Origin of the sequence: Parasediminibacterium paludis (assembly GCF_042651445.1) — a bacterium.
Classification (GTDB): domain Bacteria; phylum Bacteroidota; class Bacteroidia; order Chitinophagales; family Chitinophagaceae; genus Parasediminibacterium; species Parasediminibacterium paludis.
The window spans coordinates 398,013-414,595 of the sequence record NZ_JBHSDC010000022.1 but is presented as its reverse complement, the minus strand read 5'-3'; the positions used below and the strand labels follow the sequence as shown (position 1 = coordinate 414,595).

The 16,583-nt window shown below is 36.7% G+C and carries 16 protein-coding genes and 5 tRNA genes; 4 read left to right on the top strand and 17 right to left on the bottom strand.

Translation table 11 applies throughout. The features are described from left to right. Window positions 1-18 precede the first annotated feature (18 nt). From ACFOW1_RS12115 to ACFOW1_RS12100, 4 genes are all read left to right on the top strand, one after another. Entirely contained in the window at window positions 19-1,041 is a 1,023-nt protein-coding gene (locus ACFOW1_RS12115) for a GHMP family kinase ATP-binding protein (RefSeq protein WP_379014574.1), read from the top strand. Window positions 1,042-1,074: 33 nt separating this feature from the next. After that, window positions 1,075-1,650: a D-sedoheptulose-7-phosphate isomerase gene (locus ACFOW1_RS12110; RefSeq protein WP_379014573.1), complete on the top strand. Its 576-nt coding sequence runs from the start codon at window positions 1,075-1,077 to the stop codon at window positions 1,648-1,650. Window positions 1,651-1,720: 70 nt separating this feature from the next. After that, window positions 1,721-2,275 (top strand): D-glycero-alpha-D-manno-heptose-1,7-bisphosphate 7-phosphatase, encoded by a 555-nt coding sequence (locus ACFOW1_RS12105; RefSeq protein ID WP_379014571.1) that lies wholly within the window; start codon window positions 1,721-1,723, stop codon window positions 2,273-2,275. A gap of 76 nt (window positions 2,276-2,351) precedes the next feature. Then, window positions 2,352-3,338 carry a hypothetical protein gene (locus ACFOW1_RS12100; RefSeq protein ID WP_379014569.1) on the top strand — a complete coding sequence of 329 codons (987 nt, stop codon included), beginning with the start codon at window positions 2,352-2,354 and terminating at the stop codon, window positions 3,336-3,338. Here the strand turns inward: ACFOW1_RS12100 and ACFOW1_RS12095 are convergent. From ACFOW1_RS12095 to ACFOW1_RS12015, 17 genes are all read right to left on the bottom strand, one after another. Further along, window positions 3,335-3,616 carry a DUF721 domain-containing protein gene (locus tag ACFOW1_RS12095; protein ID WP_379014567.1) on the bottom strand — a complete coding sequence of 94 codons (282 nt, stop codon included), beginning with the start codon at window positions 3,614-3,616 and terminating at the stop codon, window positions 3,335-3,337. The two genes, ACFOW1_RS12100 and ACFOW1_RS12095, sit on opposite strands and share 4 nt — an antisense overlap. 92 nt (window positions 3,617-3,708) lie before the next feature. After that, window positions 3,709-4,314, bottom strand: coding sequence for a transcription termination/antitermination protein NusG (gene nusG, locus ACFOW1_RS12090; protein WP_379014566.1), 606 nt, complete (start codon window positions 4,312-4,314; stop codon window positions 3,709-3,711). Window positions 4,315-4,320: 6 nt separating this feature from the next. Continuing rightward, entirely contained in the window at window positions 4,321-4,515 is a 195-nt protein-coding gene (gene secE, locus ACFOW1_RS12085; RefSeq protein WP_379014564.1) for a preprotein translocase subunit SecE, read from the bottom strand. 46 nt (window positions 4,516-4,561) lie between these two features. After that, window positions 4,562-4,632: transfer RNA gene (locus ACFOW1_RS12080), tRNA-Trp, on the bottom strand. Window positions 4,633-4,726: 94 nt separating this feature from the next. Further along, the gene (gene tuf / locus ACFOW1_RS12075; protein ID WP_379014563.1) at window positions 4,727-5,917 is read right to left on the bottom strand and encodes an elongation factor Tu; all 1,191 of its coding nucleotides are present in this window, start codon (window positions 5,915-5,917) and stop codon (window positions 4,727-4,729) included. A gap of 144 nt (window positions 5,918-6,061) precedes the next feature. Continuing rightward, window positions 6,062-6,133 (bottom strand) — tRNA-Thr (locus ACFOW1_RS12070). 78 nt (window positions 6,134-6,211) lie between these two features. After that, a tRNA-Gly gene (locus tag ACFOW1_RS12065) sits at window positions 6,212-6,284 on the bottom strand. A gap of 49 nt (window positions 6,285-6,333) precedes the next feature. After that, window positions 6,334-6,416: transfer RNA gene (locus ACFOW1_RS12060), tRNA-Tyr, on the bottom strand. Between the two features lie 8 nt (window positions 6,417-6,424). Then, window positions 6,425-6,497 (bottom strand) — tRNA-Thr (locus ACFOW1_RS12055). Window positions 6,498-6,742: 245 nt separating this feature from the next. Next, window positions 6,743-7,225 (bottom strand): redoxin domain-containing protein, encoded by a 483-nt coding sequence (locus ACFOW1_RS12050; protein WP_379014562.1) that lies wholly within the window; start codon window positions 7,223-7,225, stop codon window positions 6,743-6,745. Window positions 7,226-7,240: 15 nt separating this feature from the next. Beyond that, the gene (locus tag ACFOW1_RS12045; protein WP_379014561.1) at window positions 7,241-7,831 is read right to left on the bottom strand and encodes a TrmH family RNA methyltransferase; all 591 of its coding nucleotides are present in this window, start codon (window positions 7,829-7,831) and stop codon (window positions 7,241-7,243) included. Between the two features lie 104 nt (window positions 7,832-7,935). Next, window positions 7,936-8,448, bottom strand: coding sequence for a hypothetical protein (locus tag ACFOW1_RS12040; protein ID WP_379014559.1), 513 nt, complete (start codon window positions 8,446-8,448; stop codon window positions 7,936-7,938). A 77-nt stretch (window positions 8,449-8,525) separates the two neighbouring features. Then, on the bottom strand, window positions 8,526-9,542 hold the full coding sequence (locus tag ACFOW1_RS12035) for a dipeptide epimerase (RefSeq protein WP_379014558.1): 1,017 nt from the start codon (window positions 9,540-9,542) through the stop codon (window positions 8,526-8,528). A 355-nt stretch (window positions 9,543-9,897) separates the two neighbouring features. Beyond that, window positions 9,898-10,362, bottom strand: a complete 465-nt coding sequence (locus ACFOW1_RS12030) for a hypothetical protein (protein WP_379014557.1) — start codon at window positions 10,360-10,362, stop codon at window positions 9,898-9,900. An 89-nt stretch (window positions 10,363-10,451) separates the two neighbouring features. Beyond that, window positions 10,452-13,166 carry a 4-alpha-glucanotransferase gene (locus tag ACFOW1_RS12025; protein WP_379014555.1) on the bottom strand — a complete coding sequence of 905 codons (2,715 nt, stop codon included), beginning with the start codon at window positions 13,164-13,166 and terminating at the stop codon, window positions 10,452-10,454. Between the two features lie 353 nt (window positions 13,167-13,519). Next, complete coding sequence (locus tag ACFOW1_RS12020) at window positions 13,520-14,800, bottom strand: TolC family protein (protein WP_379014553.1); 1,281 nt, start codon at window positions 14,798-14,800, stop codon at window positions 13,520-13,522. Between the two features lie 150 nt (window positions 14,801-14,950). Next, a complete protein-coding gene (locus ACFOW1_RS12015) occupies window positions 14,951-16,534 on the bottom strand; it encodes a DHA2 family efflux MFS transporter permease subunit (RefSeq protein ID WP_379014552.1) in 1,584 nt (527 codons plus the stop codon). Between the last annotated feature and the right edge of the window lie 49 nt (window positions 16,535-16,583).

Here is a 16,583-nt window from a genome sequence, read left to right as displayed (position 1 = left end):
TCAGACAAATAATATACAATGATTTATCGAAGTAAAGCGCCTTTAAGGATTGGGTTAGCTGGCGGCGGAACAGATGTAAGCCCCTATAGCGATGAGTTTGGCGGTGCTATTTTAAACGCTACATTATCGCTCTATGCACACGCTTCAATAGAGCCTATAGAAGGCGATCATATCATTCTTCAAGCACTAGATAGAAAAGAGGAAGCGCGTTTTGAGTGGACCAATGCGTTGCCAATAAACGGTAAGCTCGATTTATTAAAGGGGGTATACAACCGCATACAAAAAGACTATGGCTTGCCTTTAACTAGCTTTAAGCTCAGTACTTTTGTTGATGCGCCTGCGGGCAGTGGTTTGGGCACATCCTCTACCCTTGTGGTAGCTATTATTGGTGCTTTTGTGGAGATGTTGAAATTACCCTTGGGCGATTACGATATTGCTCATTATGCTTACGAAATAGAGCGCAACGATTTACAATTGAGTGGTGGCAAACAAGACCAATATGCAGCAACATTTGGTGGGGTTAATTTCATGGAATTCTATGGTGACAATGTTATTGTTAATCCATTAAGAATTCGCCAAGAATACTTAAATGAATTAGAACATAATTTAGTATTATATTATACTGCCACTAGTCGTGAAAGTGCTACTATTATTAAGGAACAGCAGCGTAATGTGGTAGCAAAAGATAATAAATCGGTAGAAGCCATGCACCATTTAAAAGAGCAATCTACCATGATGAAAGAGGCTTTATTAAAAGGTCGCCTACACGAAATCGGAGAAATTTTAGATTATGGTTTTGAGCAAAAACGTTTGATGGCCAAAAGTATTAGCAACCACTTAATTGAAGATATTTACAGCGCTGCTAAAAAAGCAGGCGCCACTGGCGGTAAGATTAGTGGTGCTGGTGGTGGTGGCTTCATGACGTTTTACTGCCCTGGTAATCATCGCTATAAGGTTATTGACGCATTACAAAAATTTGGTGGCGAAGTAAAACAATACCAGCTTACACAACATGGCTTAACTACATGGACAACCAATTAATTGGAGATATGCCATTTGAAATTTAAAGAAGATATGCAAGACAAAATAAAAAGTTTAATACAAGTATCCATTGATGTAAAGCAACAGTTGCTACAAGATGCTACTATCTTAGCTACGCTTGAAAAAGTGGTAGACGTGATTACCGATGCCTTTAATGCTGGCAATAAGGTCTTGTTTTGTGGTAATGGCGGCAGTGCAGCCGATGCACAACATTTAGCTGCAGAATTTAGCGGTAGGTTCTATAAAAATAGAAAAGCGCTGCCCGCTGAAGCGTTGCATTGCAACACCTCTTATTTAACAGCTGTTGCTAACGACTATAGTTATGATGTAATTTATGCAAGATTACTAGATGGTATTGGTGTAAAAGGGGATGTGATTTTGGGTTTTAGTACTTCTGGTAATTCAGCAAACATTATTAAGGCATTTGAAGTAGCGAGAGAGCGTGGTATTGTAACAATAGGACTTACCGGCGCAACAGGAGGAAATATGAAAGTAGTAAGTGATTATTTGTTTAATGTACCATCAACAACAACCCCTCGTATTCAAGAGAGCCATATTCTAATAGGACATATCATTTGTGAATTGGTAGAAGAAAAAGTATTTGGCTAAAAAATATTAACTAAACAAAACTGTATCCACGAATTAGTATAATAAATTATTATTTTGTGTTTCAAAGCTTATGATTGATTTAACTGCGATAGATAAAACTTGGACTTTATTTTTAGATAGAGACGGTGTAATAAATGAAGAATCTGTAACGAAATATGAATATATTTTAAGTTGGGAAGAATTTAGGTTTATGAAAGGCGCTAAAGAAGCGATTAAAATTTTTACTGAAAAATTTGGTTTGATTGTGATTGCCACTAATCAGCGTTGTATTGGATTAGGCTTATTAACGGATGAAGGCTTAAAAGTGATTTTGAACAATATGGCTAAAGAAATAGCCAACGAGGGTGGAAAAATAGATGGTTTTTATTACGCACCAGATCAAGATAGAGAATCTATAAATCGTAAGCCACAAATTGGCATGGCGTTGCAAGCAAAAGCCGATTTTCCACAAATAGATTTTTCGAAAAGTATTATGGTTGGTAACCGCGTATCAGATATGGCTTTTGGTAAAAATGCGGGCATGAAAACCGTATTTGTCGCCACAACAGATCCAGAAGTGTCAAATCCTCATCCTTTAATCGATTTACGCTTTGATGATTTAATTGGCTTCGCAAAAGCTTTATAATTTATTCTTAAAAGTTGGGGTTGACTGTCAAGTTGGTCAACAGAATTGTAACTTTCAGTTTCATATTATTATACCAATGAAATACGCATTGTCATGCTTGCTTCTAGCAGTTACTATCCAGTTATGTGCCCAAACTATCAGTAAAGATAATGTGAAGCAATTACAGAAAGCAGAAGCCAATATTAAAGAATACGGCAAAGCGATGATTACTGAAAATGAATGGATTGATAGATTTAGGGCTGATAGTTTTTTCACCAGAGGTTTTGTGCAAGCGTTAAAAATTACCAATTCATTTTATTATCCATTCGATTCGTTACAAACCATATCTAAGCTTTACGCACCAGATAGCACATTTAGAATATTCACTTGGCAAGTAGTAAGAGATTTTGAATATAACCGTCAACGTGGCGCCATTCAAATGCGCACAGACGACGGTAGTTTAAAGTTAATTCCATTGTTCGATTATTCAGATTTCACAAAAGCACCCAACGATTCATTGAGAGACAATCAACATTGGATTGGCGCAATTTATTATAAGATTCTTCTCAACACATTTAATAATAAAAAAATATACACACTGCTTGGCTACGACGATAATAATGCTAGGAGCAACAAAAAATGGATTGAAATACTAACATTTAATACTGAAGGTAAACCACAATTTGGCGGCAAGTACTTTCAATATCAAGTTGATAGTATAAAACCGGCCCAACCTGCTTATCGATTTAACTTAGAATACAAAAAAGAAGCAAAAGCTCGTTTAAACTATGACGAGGATACACAAATGATTATCTTTGATCATTTAACAAGCGAGTCGAACGAAATTCAAAATAAATACACATTAATACCCGACGGCACCTACGAAGCTTTTAGATGGTCAAATGGTAAGTGGCAACATATTTCTAAGCTAGATAACCAAATTCTTGGAAATGGCAATGCACCTCTTGAAAAGCCTTTGTACGATGACAATGGCAATATTAATCAGAAAATACTAGACGAACAATCCCAGAAAAATAAGGAAAAGGAACAACTACCTGCTAAATCCTCGAAGAAAAAACCTTAATTAATGACTACTTCTCGTATCACTTTCTCGCCAAAAGCTTCATTGATGCGTTGTATAATTTGAACTTTTTGAAAAGATAACTCATTTTTTAAAGGACCAATGTGCGTTGTAATAAATAGTGTTTGGTTAACTATTTTAATTTTATCTGTATATTTAGATATGGTTTTTCCCATCAATTGTTCCCATACTTCTTCTATTTGCACGGCTCTAACACCGTTGCGTAAATTACTTTTATTTACCATGCCTTTAATTGCATCGCCGATATGATACTCACCCATAATGCCCTAAAGGTACTGTTGATTTGAACATGACAGCAATAAAAAAGCTATTGTTTTCACAATAGCTTTAAGTATTTGCAAGACAGATTTTCTTAAGATAATTTTTCTACTTGCATGTAGTTAAGTTCTACAGGTGTGCTTCTACCAAAGATTTTTACTGTTACTTTCAGTTTCTTTTTATCATCGTTAACCTCTTCAATAACACCGTTGAAATCATTAAACGGCCCTTCAATGATTTTGATAGTCTCGCCTATGATAAAAGGTTCACTCATTGTACCACCTTGGTCGTTCATTTCATCAACTTTACCAAGCATCTTGTTTACTTCGCTCTTTCTTAATGAAATGATATTGCCTTTACTACCTTTACCATCGGTTAAGAAATGCATAACATTGCTAATATTGCTGATGTGCTGAACAATATCATCTGTTAATTTACCATTAAATACTTCAAGGAAAATATAACCTGGGTACAAATTCTTTTCACGCATTAATTTCTTTCCTGCCTGAACTTTATATATTTTTTCAGTCGGTAAAAAAACTTGCTTAACAATATGCGTCCAACTATTACGACTAATATCTTTATCTAAATATTCTTTAACACTACGTTCTTTGCCGCTTACAACACGAAGTGCGTAGTACTTAGTATTATCTAACTCTACTGGAACTTCCACTGGCTTTTGAACTACTTCTTCTTCCATTGTTTTTTACTTAAATAATGAGTAAATCAGCTTCAATAACTGGTTGCTACTGAAATCCATAATTCCAACCATCGCGGTAATTAATACTGTTCCTGCAAGAACAATTAATGTACTTTGTTGAAGTTGTAACCAAGTAGGCCAGGTTACCTTTTCTACTAATTCGTGGTAACTATCTCTGAAATATGCTGATACTTTATTCATTGTGTCTTGATTAATGGGTTTAGCTTTTGAAGCTTAATTTAATCAGCACGGGCACTAGGATTCGAACCCAGATCAAAGGTTTTGGAGACCTGCATGCTACCGTTGCACCATGCCCGTAGAAAGCTAAAAGCTATTAGCAACTTGCTAACAGCTTTTAGTTTAATGTTGTAAATATAGACTATTTACTAAAGCCATTGCCTATTTAGCTAGCTTATTTTATAATTTCAGTAACTTGACCAGCACCTACTGTTCTACCACCTTCACGGATAGCGAATTTCAAACCTTTCTCCATCGCAATTGGTTGGATAAGTTTTACAGTAATGCTAACGTTATCACCTGGCATTACCATTTCAGTTCCTTCTGGTAATACTACTTCACCAGTTACGTCAGTAGTACGGAAGTAAAATTGAGGACGATATTTGTTAAAGAATGGTGTGTGACGACCACCTTCATCTTTTGATAATACGTAAACCTCACCTTTAAATTCAGTATGCGGAGTGATTGATTTTGGTTTACAGATTACCATACCACGACGGATATCTTTTTTCTCAATACCACGTAATAATAAACCTGCATTATCACCAGCTTGACCTTCGTCAAGTAATTTTTTAAACATCTCAACACCTGTACAAGTAGAAGTAAGTGCAGTTTCCATTAAACCTACAATCTCAACTGGTTCACCAACTTTGATGATACCACGCTCGATACGACCAGTTGCAACAGTACCACGACCAGTAATTGAGAATACGTCCTCAACACTCATCAAGAAAGGCATATCAATTGGACGTGGAGGAAGTGGAATATAGCTATCAACAGCAGCCATTAATTCTTCAACTTTAGCAACCCAAGTTGGTTCTTCAGCTAAAGCACCTGTTGCTGAACCTTGAATGATTGGAGTGTTATCACCATCAAAACCATTCTTAGTTAATAATTCACGAATTTCCATTTCAACTAGTTCTAACAACTCAGGGTCGTCAACTAAGTCAACTTTATTCATGAAAACAACCATACTTGGTACACCTACCTGACGAGCAAGAAGAATGTGCTCTCTAGTTTGAGGCATAGGGCCATCAGTAGCAGCAACTACTAAGATCGCACCATCCATTTGAGCAGCACCAGTAATCATATTTTTTACATAGTCAGCGTGACCTGGACAGTCAACGTGCGCATAGTGACGGTTATCAGTTTGATATTCAACGTGTGCGGTATTAATGGTAATACCACGTTCTCTTTCCTCAGGAGCCCCATCAATTTCATCATATTTTTTAGCAACGTTACCCATACCTTTTTTTGACAAGATATTTGTAATGGCCGCTGTTAAAGTAGTTTTACCGTGATCCACGTGGCCAATGGTACCAATGTTAACGTGAGGTTTGTCCCTCAAGAAGCTCTCTTTTGCCATTTTATTTGTTTTTTATTTTGTGTTTTTAAAAGTAAAAGTTCATGGTCAGAAACCACAAACTGTATTATTTTGTGCTTTCGCACTTGCTATCTTATTGCACACCCCAAATACCAACTCAACAAACCGTTACCCATAAGACTATCGAGCCGTTGATGAGAATCGAACTCACGACCTCTTCCCTACCAAGGAAGTGCTCTACCCCTGAGCTACAAAGGCTTTTTTCAAAGTCTTAGTTCAGGATGTCAAAATCACCAACAAAATGACCGGCAACCCGATGACTATGACTTAAAATTGAGCGGAAGACCAGGCTCGAACTGGCCACCTGAAGCTTGGAAGGCTACCGCTCTACCAAATGAGCTACTTCCGCTAATTAATATTTCAAATCTGAAATTTCAAATCTGAAACTCAAAGAACTGTGGGCAGAGTAGGGTTCGAACCTACGTACTCGTGAGAGAACAGATTTACAGTCTGTCGCCTTTAACCACTCGGCCATCTACCCAAACAAAGAGCCGAAAACTGGAATCGAACCAGCGACCTACTGATTACAAATCAGTTGCTCTACCAGCTGAGCTATTTCGGCTTTTGAATTATTTAAAGATACTTCCGTTTTTTTCGGGATTGCAAAGGTAGGAGAAAAGTTTATTTTTCAAAATCCTTTGCACTTTTTTTTAAAAGATTTTTCAACATTTTTTTTCATTTTTCACAAAACCCTTATCTGTATTGCATTTGCAGGAAAGGAAAAAATACAAAAAGCTTAAAAGTCCCAAAATCTATTCAATAAAAAAGTATCATATTGATAAAAAGTATCACTAATCACTTTAACCTTTATTCAACTAATTTATTCAATGCTATTCGCAGTTGCCCTTCAGGTAATTGATGGTCATAAAATTCACGGTAACCTTTGCCATTGTTTACCATCAACGTTACAGGTATGGTTCCTTGCCATTTTTTATCAATTTTAGGGCAAAACATCGACGCATCTGCTTCATTTAGCCACACAATTGGCGCTTTGTAACCTTTGTTTTTGGCAAATTTGGCTATACCATTCGGATAATCCTCTCCATAATCTAGACTCACTAATAACACCTTTACATTTTTGTCCTTGTATTCGTCCACTGTTTTCTCAAACCATTTTAATTCATTAACACAGGGTGCACACCAAGTAGCCCAGAAATTAATGACCAAAGGGCTTATAGCAGTATCAGCCATTTTAAGCACATCATTGATTTTTACCTTTTTAATGGTTTGCCCAAAACTCATTACGCTTATTAGCAAAGCGATGCTTAAGAATAAGTTTATCTTTTTCATTGTTTTCTGGTTAAATTATGTATTCTTATCAAAACCCCATTGCTTACGTAATGCGCGCATTTGAGGTTCTGGCATACTTGATTGTTGATAATGCCCAGCATTAGTTTTTTGCCGATAAGCTTCATAAATACTTACAGCGCAAGCTACTGAAATGTTTAAGCTTTGTATAATACCCATTTGTGGAATGATAAAATTACCATCTGCCAAATCGTTTGCTTCATCACTCACACCGCTGTGTTCATTGCCAAAAACAAGTGCAATACTTTGGGTAAAATCGATACTATAAAGATCGATTGCTTTTGCAGATAAATGTGTGGTTAAAATAACTTCAAATTTGGTGCGCAGTTCTTTAAAACAGTCTGCAATACTATCAAACTGGTGTATGGTAAGCCATTTACTACTACTACTGCCACTTTTGAATCCAAACTTTTCAAAGCGTGGTTGCTTGGTATTAATGATGAAAATATCTTGAATACCTACTGCCTCGCAGGTACGCATGACGGCTGTAATGTTCCGAGGATCTTGTACATTTTCAAGTACCACCGTTAAATTCGTTTGCCTTTGGCTTAAAACTTTCAATAATTTTTCACTTCTTTCTGGTGTCATAACGCTTAAACTCGACTACGAAATTGCTGCTATCATAGCCAAAAAACAAAAAAGATACGATTGACTGTATCTTTTTTGCTTTTGATGCATTTTATGCTAAAAAATTAATTATGATCGCGGTCTCTACGATTGTCATTATTTTGATGCCCTTCTTTGCCATCGTGTTTATCGCCATTTCTGTTGTTTTCATTATACCTCGGATGACCTTTTACCACAAAATATTTAGAATCATTGCTATTTCTAATCACATCTTGGTGTTCTCTGTAGCCTTTAAATTGTTGATATTTAGCTCTATCATTATCGAAATGTTCAAAAGGGCGCTGCTCGTTCATGACCACTTTGTACCCTCTTTCTACATCGTAATTTGAATAGCGAGCTGGTAACCTATTAGAAAATATCCAACGACTGCTATTCCGATACACATATTGCTGTCTGGGAACGTTGTAATACGCCTCAATATCGGGCAGATAGTAATACTCTACATGGTCGTAGCCAACAGGCCCCCACAAAGGCTGAGAACCAATATTAACGCCTAAATTAAATCTTACTTGTGCTTTACTTGATGATGTTGCGAACAATGCTAGTGCAACTGTCATAACAACGATGATTTTTTTCATGATAATCTAATTTTGATAATCATGGTTCCTAAACCGTGCCACAAATAGCAGAATCGGTAAACAGCTTCTAAAACACACTAAATAGTTACTTGAATACCCAAACCTGCCTTACCTAATAATCTTACTTCACCAAAATTAAATTCAATGCCAGTAGCTAAATCTTCAGTTTGCAGCAATGGGCCATCCATATCTACATGGTCTAGTTGCGGTAAAAAATTGGCAATGGCTGCCGAACCGATAGTACACTCATTCATGCTACCCATCATTATTTCTAAGCCTAATTTTCTAGCTTGTTCTATCATGCGTAAAGCGGGTGTGATGCCACTGCATTTGGTAAGTTTGATATTGATGCCATGAAAATGACCTGCACATTTTTCTACATCTTGTTCAAACACACAACTTTCATCGGCAAATAGTGGCAAAGGCGATTGCTCATACAAAATCTTCATGCCATCCCAATTGTCCTTTTCTAGTGGTTGTTCTATGTATTCAACACCTAAATCTTTCAATAATGGAATTTTATGCAAGGCTTCTTGAAGCGTCCAGCCTGCATTGGCATCTATTCTAAACCTTGCGTTGGTATGTTGTCGTAGGGCTTGCATAATGGCAATATCTTCGTCTGTTCCAAGCTTTATTTTGTAAATAGGCCAAGGTTTTGCTTGCATTTTTTCTACCATTTTCTCAATGGTATCTATGCCAATGGTATAGTCGGTTAGTGGCGTGTTTTCCCAGGTTGTTTCCCATAATTCGTACAACAATTTGCCTTTCATTTTACCAAATAAATCCCAACATGCCATGTCTAAAGCACATACCAAAAAGGGATTTTTTGGAAATAAATGGTGTAAATAATGCCAATAACGTTGCGGTTCGGTCAACGCAAATTTTTCGATAAATGGCTTTTTAGCTTCCATATCGGCGATCATCTCATCCACTGTAATATTGTAATAAGTAATGGCAGGCGCTTCGCCAAAGCCCATAAAATTGCCTAATTGTAATGCTACCACCAAAGTGGGTTGGTGCGTTTTGGTACGACCATTAGAAATGGTAAATGGATATTGAAAAGGAAGTTCGTGTTTGCTATAATAGAGTTTCATAGCACGAATTAAATACATTACACCAATTGCACGAATTTTATGTTCTTGAAGGCACGAATTTGACCGAATTAAATGAATTATAAGCAGATAATTTGGAGTATCCAAATAAGTGGGAGTATCCTAATAAGTGTGTAAGTGATTTAAAAGCAGACTTTAATAGTTTACAAGTACACTTTTATAGTTTGTCACTGCACTTTAATTAATTGTCAGTACACTTTAATAGTTTGTCACCGCACTTTAGTTAATTGTTAGTACACTTTAATAGTTTGACGATAGACTTTGATATTTTGAGAGTAGAATTTTATAAACTTATAGCAAACGTTCGCAATTTAAAAAAACACTTTAATTAATTATCTCAATTACAAATATTGACATCGGACTCATAAAGCCAACCTGCATTAACAAAATAGCCATATTCTTCTACACTACCATCTTTGTAATGCAGTATTTCTTTTTTTTCACTATTCATATCTACTTCTACGTAATCAATAATTTTACTATCAGAAAGAAATAATCCGTCTGGCAAGGTCGCTATACCATTTTTTATTTTTAAGAAATAATCATTTTCAAAATAGTAGATACTCTCTCGATTGCTATAATCTAGTTTAATGCAAAGCATAGAATACTTCTTGGAATATCTATCTATCAACGAAATATTAATGACTTTTCCTTTAAAATGTAGATTACCTAATGCTTTATAAAGAATCTTCTGCTTTTGTTCTAACTGCTTATTACTGTAAATTCTTGAAATAGTGACAACCGATATAAATAAAAAGAAAACAGTACCCACAAACAGTAGCGATTTTAAAGTTTTACTCATAATAGATAGTATTTCAGTCGTAGATTCAAGTGTTGTAGAATTTACTTATAACCGAATTTTCAATTGCTGCTTACACAAAAACTTCGCTCTTATGCCCTACCACTTTGCTGTAAGCTATTGGAAAGTTCTTCGTTGAAATGGTGACTGTTCAACAAATCTTCTAGTGATAAATGCATTCTGTAACGCCAATAAAACGGTGTGATGGCTGGCACATTAATGCGCTCGTCATTGGGGTTTTGTCTGCGAATGCCTTCGTTGATGCCTAGCAAATCTTGCAATTGAAAAATGCTCCACATCGCTGGCGAATACAAGTGCTGGTTGATGATGGCTTTGTTGAGCCAACCGCTACAAAATGTAGGGGCAATACCCCACTGCCCTAGCTCGTGGTTGAAGAATTTTTGAATGCGCGGTTTGTCTTCTTCCCACCAACCACGAATGGTGCTCATATCGTGTGTAGATGGGGTAACGACGCTGAGATATGGCGCATCGTTGGGGTGAAAAAATTCGGTTTTAGGGTCTTTAGGCATGCGCTGAATTTCTAAACTTAGCAAGCCTAATTGTTTCATCACATCCGATACACAATCTGGCACCAAACCTAAATCTTCGCCACAAATAAGCATATTAGTGGTTCGTTTTAAAGCTGGTAATTTTTGCAGGGCTTCTTCTTTCCAAAATGCATCTTGGCGGCGGAAGAAATAGTTGATATACAAGTCATTGAGTTTTGCCTGTGTATCGCTAGCCAATTGTTTAAAAGATGTGGTTTGCCCCATTGAAAAACGGAAATGAAATTGCTCGCCATTGCTGCCTTCCACCTCAAATAAAATCACGTTGCTGATTAAGTCGTACAAATGTTGCTTAATCACTAGGTTATAATGCGATGCTTCTTGCGTAGCAAAATATTGTTCTACTTTACGTTGGGTATCAAACTCAGGTTTTAAAGAATAGTTGCCAAAGCCATCAAAATCCAAAAAGTTCTCTTTAATGTAGTCGTTGTTATGGCCGCAAATATCCCATAATGTGCCTTCGTTGATGAGTGGTTTGGTATAGCGTTGCAAATCGAACCAAATACCACGCTCGTGAAACTCATTTTTATGTATTGGAAAAGCGGGTACAAAATAGCCCATAATGCCTTCAACAGCATGTAATGGAATGCTCCAAATGCGGAAGAAGCCAAGAATATGGTCTATACGAAACGCATCAAAATAATGGCTCATTTGCTCAAAGCGCTGCTTCCACCAAGCAAAGCCATCTTGCTTCATGCGCTGCCAATTGTAGGTAGGAAAGCCCCAATTTTGCCCCTTAATGGCAAAATCGTCTGGTGGCGCACCTGCTTGTAATTCCATATGAAATAGATCGGGCTGTTGCCAAGCATCTACACTATCGCGGTAAATACCAATGGCAATATCGCCCTTAACTACCACCCCATTTTGGTGGGCGTATTGTGTAGCAGCTTTTAATTGCTGGTGCAAATGAAACTGTATAAAATAATGGATGGCTAATGCATCGTAAGTAGGCGCGTCTTCAGCTACCAAAGCATCTATTTCTGCTTGTACAAATTGGTTATTGGCGGGCCATTGTGTAAATACGGGTGAACCATATTGGTCACGATAGTAACAAAAACTAGCATAGGGCACTAGCCAATGTTTGTTTTGCTCAAAAAAAGCTTGGTATGCTGCACTTTTAAAAGTGGCTGCTTTTTGTAGCGGATACAATTGTTTGATGATAGAAGTTTTAGCAGCCATTACCGCTTCGTAATCTAACTCAGCTAAATAATTGATTTGCTTGCGTTGTTCTTCATAAGCCGCAACAATAGCCTGATTGGCTGCGTCGGCTACTTGTGATACATTCAAATAAATAGGATGCAATGCAAATGCAGAAATAGCCGCATAGGGATAAGAGTCCATCCACTTGTAAGTAGCTGTTGTATCGTTAATTGGTAAAATTTGGATGAGCTTTAAGCCAATTTTCTTGGCCCAATCTACCAGCAAATGCATATCGGTAAATTCACCTACACCAAAGCTTTTGTTAGATTTTAAACTAAATACAGGAATAGCTACACCTGCACCTTTCCATTGATTATTAGTCAATACAGCAAAGCCATCGTTTACAATGGTTTGTCTGCTTTTAGAAGCCTCATTAAATAGCAATCTGTTGCTACCGCCTTCGTAATAAGCAAATTGTTTTTGCTCGGTATTATAAACACCATATTTGTAACTTAATGGAAAAGTAGCGGTAGATAAATCAATCGCTACTTCGTAATAGGCATCACCTTCTGCCCTGCGCATCAAAATGGGTTTAGAAGTATCCCATTTACCCAAAAGCTTGTCGTTTCCAATGAGGCAAAGTGTTTGACCTTTAGCTAGTAAAGGTGCTTTTGCTTTAAAAATATGGGTTATTTTTTTGGGTGCTTTAATAGCAATATCCGTGTAATTGGCTTTTAACAATACGTTTTGAAAGGGCACTGTATAAAATGCGTTTTCAAAATAGCCTGCATGGTTCCAAGTATCCATCATTACAACATCACTAGTAGTAAATGTGGCAGGGTTAAATGTTTTATCGTTGCCCCAATCGGTTACAGTACTACCGTCACTGTTTTTAAGAACATAATTATAAGTAATTAATGCATCAATATTGGCTAATTGCGTTTCTGTAAAATTTACCGACCAAAAATTATCATCTTGGTACTGCATTGGCACGGCTCTGTCGAGGGAAAGATTGCCTAATAATTCGTGATTACCTGTTATATATAAAGTTTGACCAAACTGAGTACGATATCGAAGTTTAAAGGTTAGTTGTAACGCCATTGCTAAAGGTTTTCTGTGTCAGACAATCGTTAGAAAATACAAGATACAACAATTAAAGTTGTCATATCTTATATAGAATGTGTAAAAAAAACACATTAAAACGATAATCCCAATTTTTTTTTAAATCTTTAATGGCAAGCAACAGATGTTTCAAGATAGATATGGCTACAAAACGTAACTATAAAAAACTTTGCTACTACGAAATTACTGAAAAACATACTATTGTCCCACAAATCATTGCTCCAAAACAATCATTACAAAATAAAACAAAGCTGTATAAAATAAAAAAGGGTTGCATCACTGCAACCCTAATTACCAATCAAACACAACCAATCTTTAATATTCTTTATGCCTTACCAATATTTATATCCTATCAATTTTGCTAATTCAACTTTTGCTAAACACAGTTGGTATTGGTATTGCAACTTGGTTAATTCAGCGCGTTGTACATTGGTACTAGCGTTGGTTAACTCTAAATTGGTACCTACACCATTTTTAAAACGCGTCGCCGCAATGGTTTGTGCGTATTTAGCTTGTTCAATTTGACCTTCTGTATTTTTAATACGCTCTAGGTTAGATTGTACATCGGTTAACGCTTGTTCAAGGTCTTTTTTATAATTATTGTTAAGCGTTTCAATGTTTAATTCATTTTGCTTTACTAAGGTTTCAGATAATTTCACTTGCTTTTTGGTTTTGCCACCTTCGTAAATAGGAATACGCAAAGCGACGCCTGCATTGTAGTTAAAACGAATTTCACCTACATTGGGTACATAGCCATTTTTAAAACCAGCGTCCGCGCCAACACTTACGGTTGGTTTATCGCCAAGTTTGCTAATAGCCACATCGCTAAGGGCTTGTTTAATTTTATCTTTTGCTAGAACATAATCAATATTATTTGCCTTAGTTTCGGCTAAAGCAGCATCAACATCTTTTAAAGCCACTTCAAAGTCGAATATATTACCACTAGATTGCTTTGAACCTGTGGTATAAGCTAGTAAGTTTTGTTGTTTTTGTAAGCTATTTTGTAAATCTACTTTGCGGTTTTCTTCGGCATCTATTTGTGCTTTGATGTTTAGTTGGTCAAACTTTAAAGCGTCACCATTTTGATATTTGTTATCGATAACCGTTTTGTTTTCGGCTAAAAAATGTAATACACTATCTTGAATCGCAATTGCATGCTGCAAATAAATGATATTATAATAAATAGTAGATACTTGTGTTGCCAATTGGTATTTAACGGCGTCTACATTGTGTTCAGCTAATAAAATATCTGCTTTGGCTTTTTCGATATTGGCTTTTAAGCGACCGAAATCATATAGCAAATAATTGGCAGCCACATTTGCATCGACATTGTGTATCGGCGCAAATTGAAAGCTTTCAGCACCGATAGGAATTTGAATTTTAGGCTCTATGAAACGGTAAGATAAGTTACCGTCTACAACAGGTGTATTAATGCTTACCACATCTAGTTTTTGCTTGGCTGTGGCAACGGTATTTTCTATTTCCTTCACTTTGGGATAATAAGTAAAGGACTTATTAATCAAACTCTTTAACTCGCTATTTGCCTGCACTTGTGCTTGTAGGCCACTAGCAGCAAGGCTTGTAAAGAGTGCGATAAGGACTATTTTTTTCATTGTGTATGATTTTTAGTTCTGTTGTATTGTTGTTGTTCTGTGTTCTTTGTTAATAGCTACGCTACAGTAACGTTCAATAATGTATCGAACCGTACAAGTGTGCGACGCAACGATGCTTCATAGCAGCACAAAAGCTTGTTACATCAATATTTAATGCGCTTCTGATGCCGCTTTCATAGCTGCAGCAGCTTCTTCTTTGGTTTTCTTTTTCACCTTTAAAAAGGCTACCAAAGGCAATACAATTAAGAAGAAAATACCAATTAAACGAAATGTATCGAGATAAGCCAAATAATATGCTTGACGCTCAACTGTACCGTTTAAAATACCTAATGCTTTGCCAGCGGCAGTTGCAGCATCGCCTGTACGAGCAATAATGCCTTGCGCAATAGTATTTAATCGTTCGGTTAAAGCAGGCGAACCATTGGGCATAGCACTAACTAGGTCGCTACGGTGGTTGGCATAACGATTAGACACATAGTTATTGGCCATTGCAATACCAAAAGCACCACCCAACTGACGAATCATATTGTTTAAACTAATACCTGTGGCATAATCTTTTGGCTGCAAGCCCACCACTGCTTGGTTAATAAGCGGTAGCTGACAAAATGCAATACCTGTAGCACGCACTAAGAGCGGCAAAAAGAAATCATTTTTACCAACATCTGGGCTAACACCTGCACTCATAAAGCTGTACACAGAAAACAAGATATAACCCAGTATTACAAAAGGTATGGGCGAAACACCTTTACTCATTAACCTACCAATAATAGGCATTAAAACAACGGCAGCTAATGTAGGTAACAGTAAAGAAGAACCTGTTTCGTAGGCCGTAAACCCAAGTACACGCTGTGCTAATACAGGATAAATGAATACCGATGTGTATAAACCAAAGCCTGCTACAAACGTGAATACCGTGGTAAAAGCCAAGTTACGGTTGCCCATGACTCGCAGGTTGACGGCTGGCTGTTTGATACTAAGTTCGTAAAAGATAAATGCTATTAAACCAATAGCTGCTATAACTGAACACACTCGGATGATTTCGCTACTAAACCAATCTTCACTTTCACCACGCTCTAATACAAATTGTAGGCAGCCGATACCAGCCATTAATAAAAGTATACCTGTATAATCAATTTTAATACTATCTTTTTTCTTGCCTTCGCCCTCTTTTTTACCAATAAATAAAAATGATAAAACAGTAGCGATAATACCAATAGGAATATTAATCATGAAGATTAAAGGCCAAGAAGCGTGGTCTATAATATAGCCACCAAGCGTAGGACCCAAGGTAGGACCAAGCACGATACCCATACCAAACAAGCCTGATGCCATTGGTCTATCTTTTGGCTCAAAAGCATCGAACAAAATAGCCTGAGAAGTAGATAATAAAGCACCACCACCGATACCTTGTAAAAAACGCCAAATGATAATTTCAAGTAACGAGTGCGATTGACCACACATATAGGAAGCCACCGTGAATATGATCATTGAGACGATATAATAATTTTTTCGTCCGAAATAATCTGCTAAAAAACTGGTGAGCGGAATGATAATAACGTTGGCAATGGCATAAGATGTAATTACCCAACTAATATCCTCAATGCTTACACCCAAACTACCACTCATATCATTTAAAGCCACGTTTACGATGGAAGTATCAACTAATTCCATGATAGCAGCCGTGATGGTGGTAATAACTATAATTGCTCTCGCAAATCCTTTAGGGGTTGCCATTAGATTTATAATTTATGATTTGTGATTTATGATTTGCTATTCCTTTTCG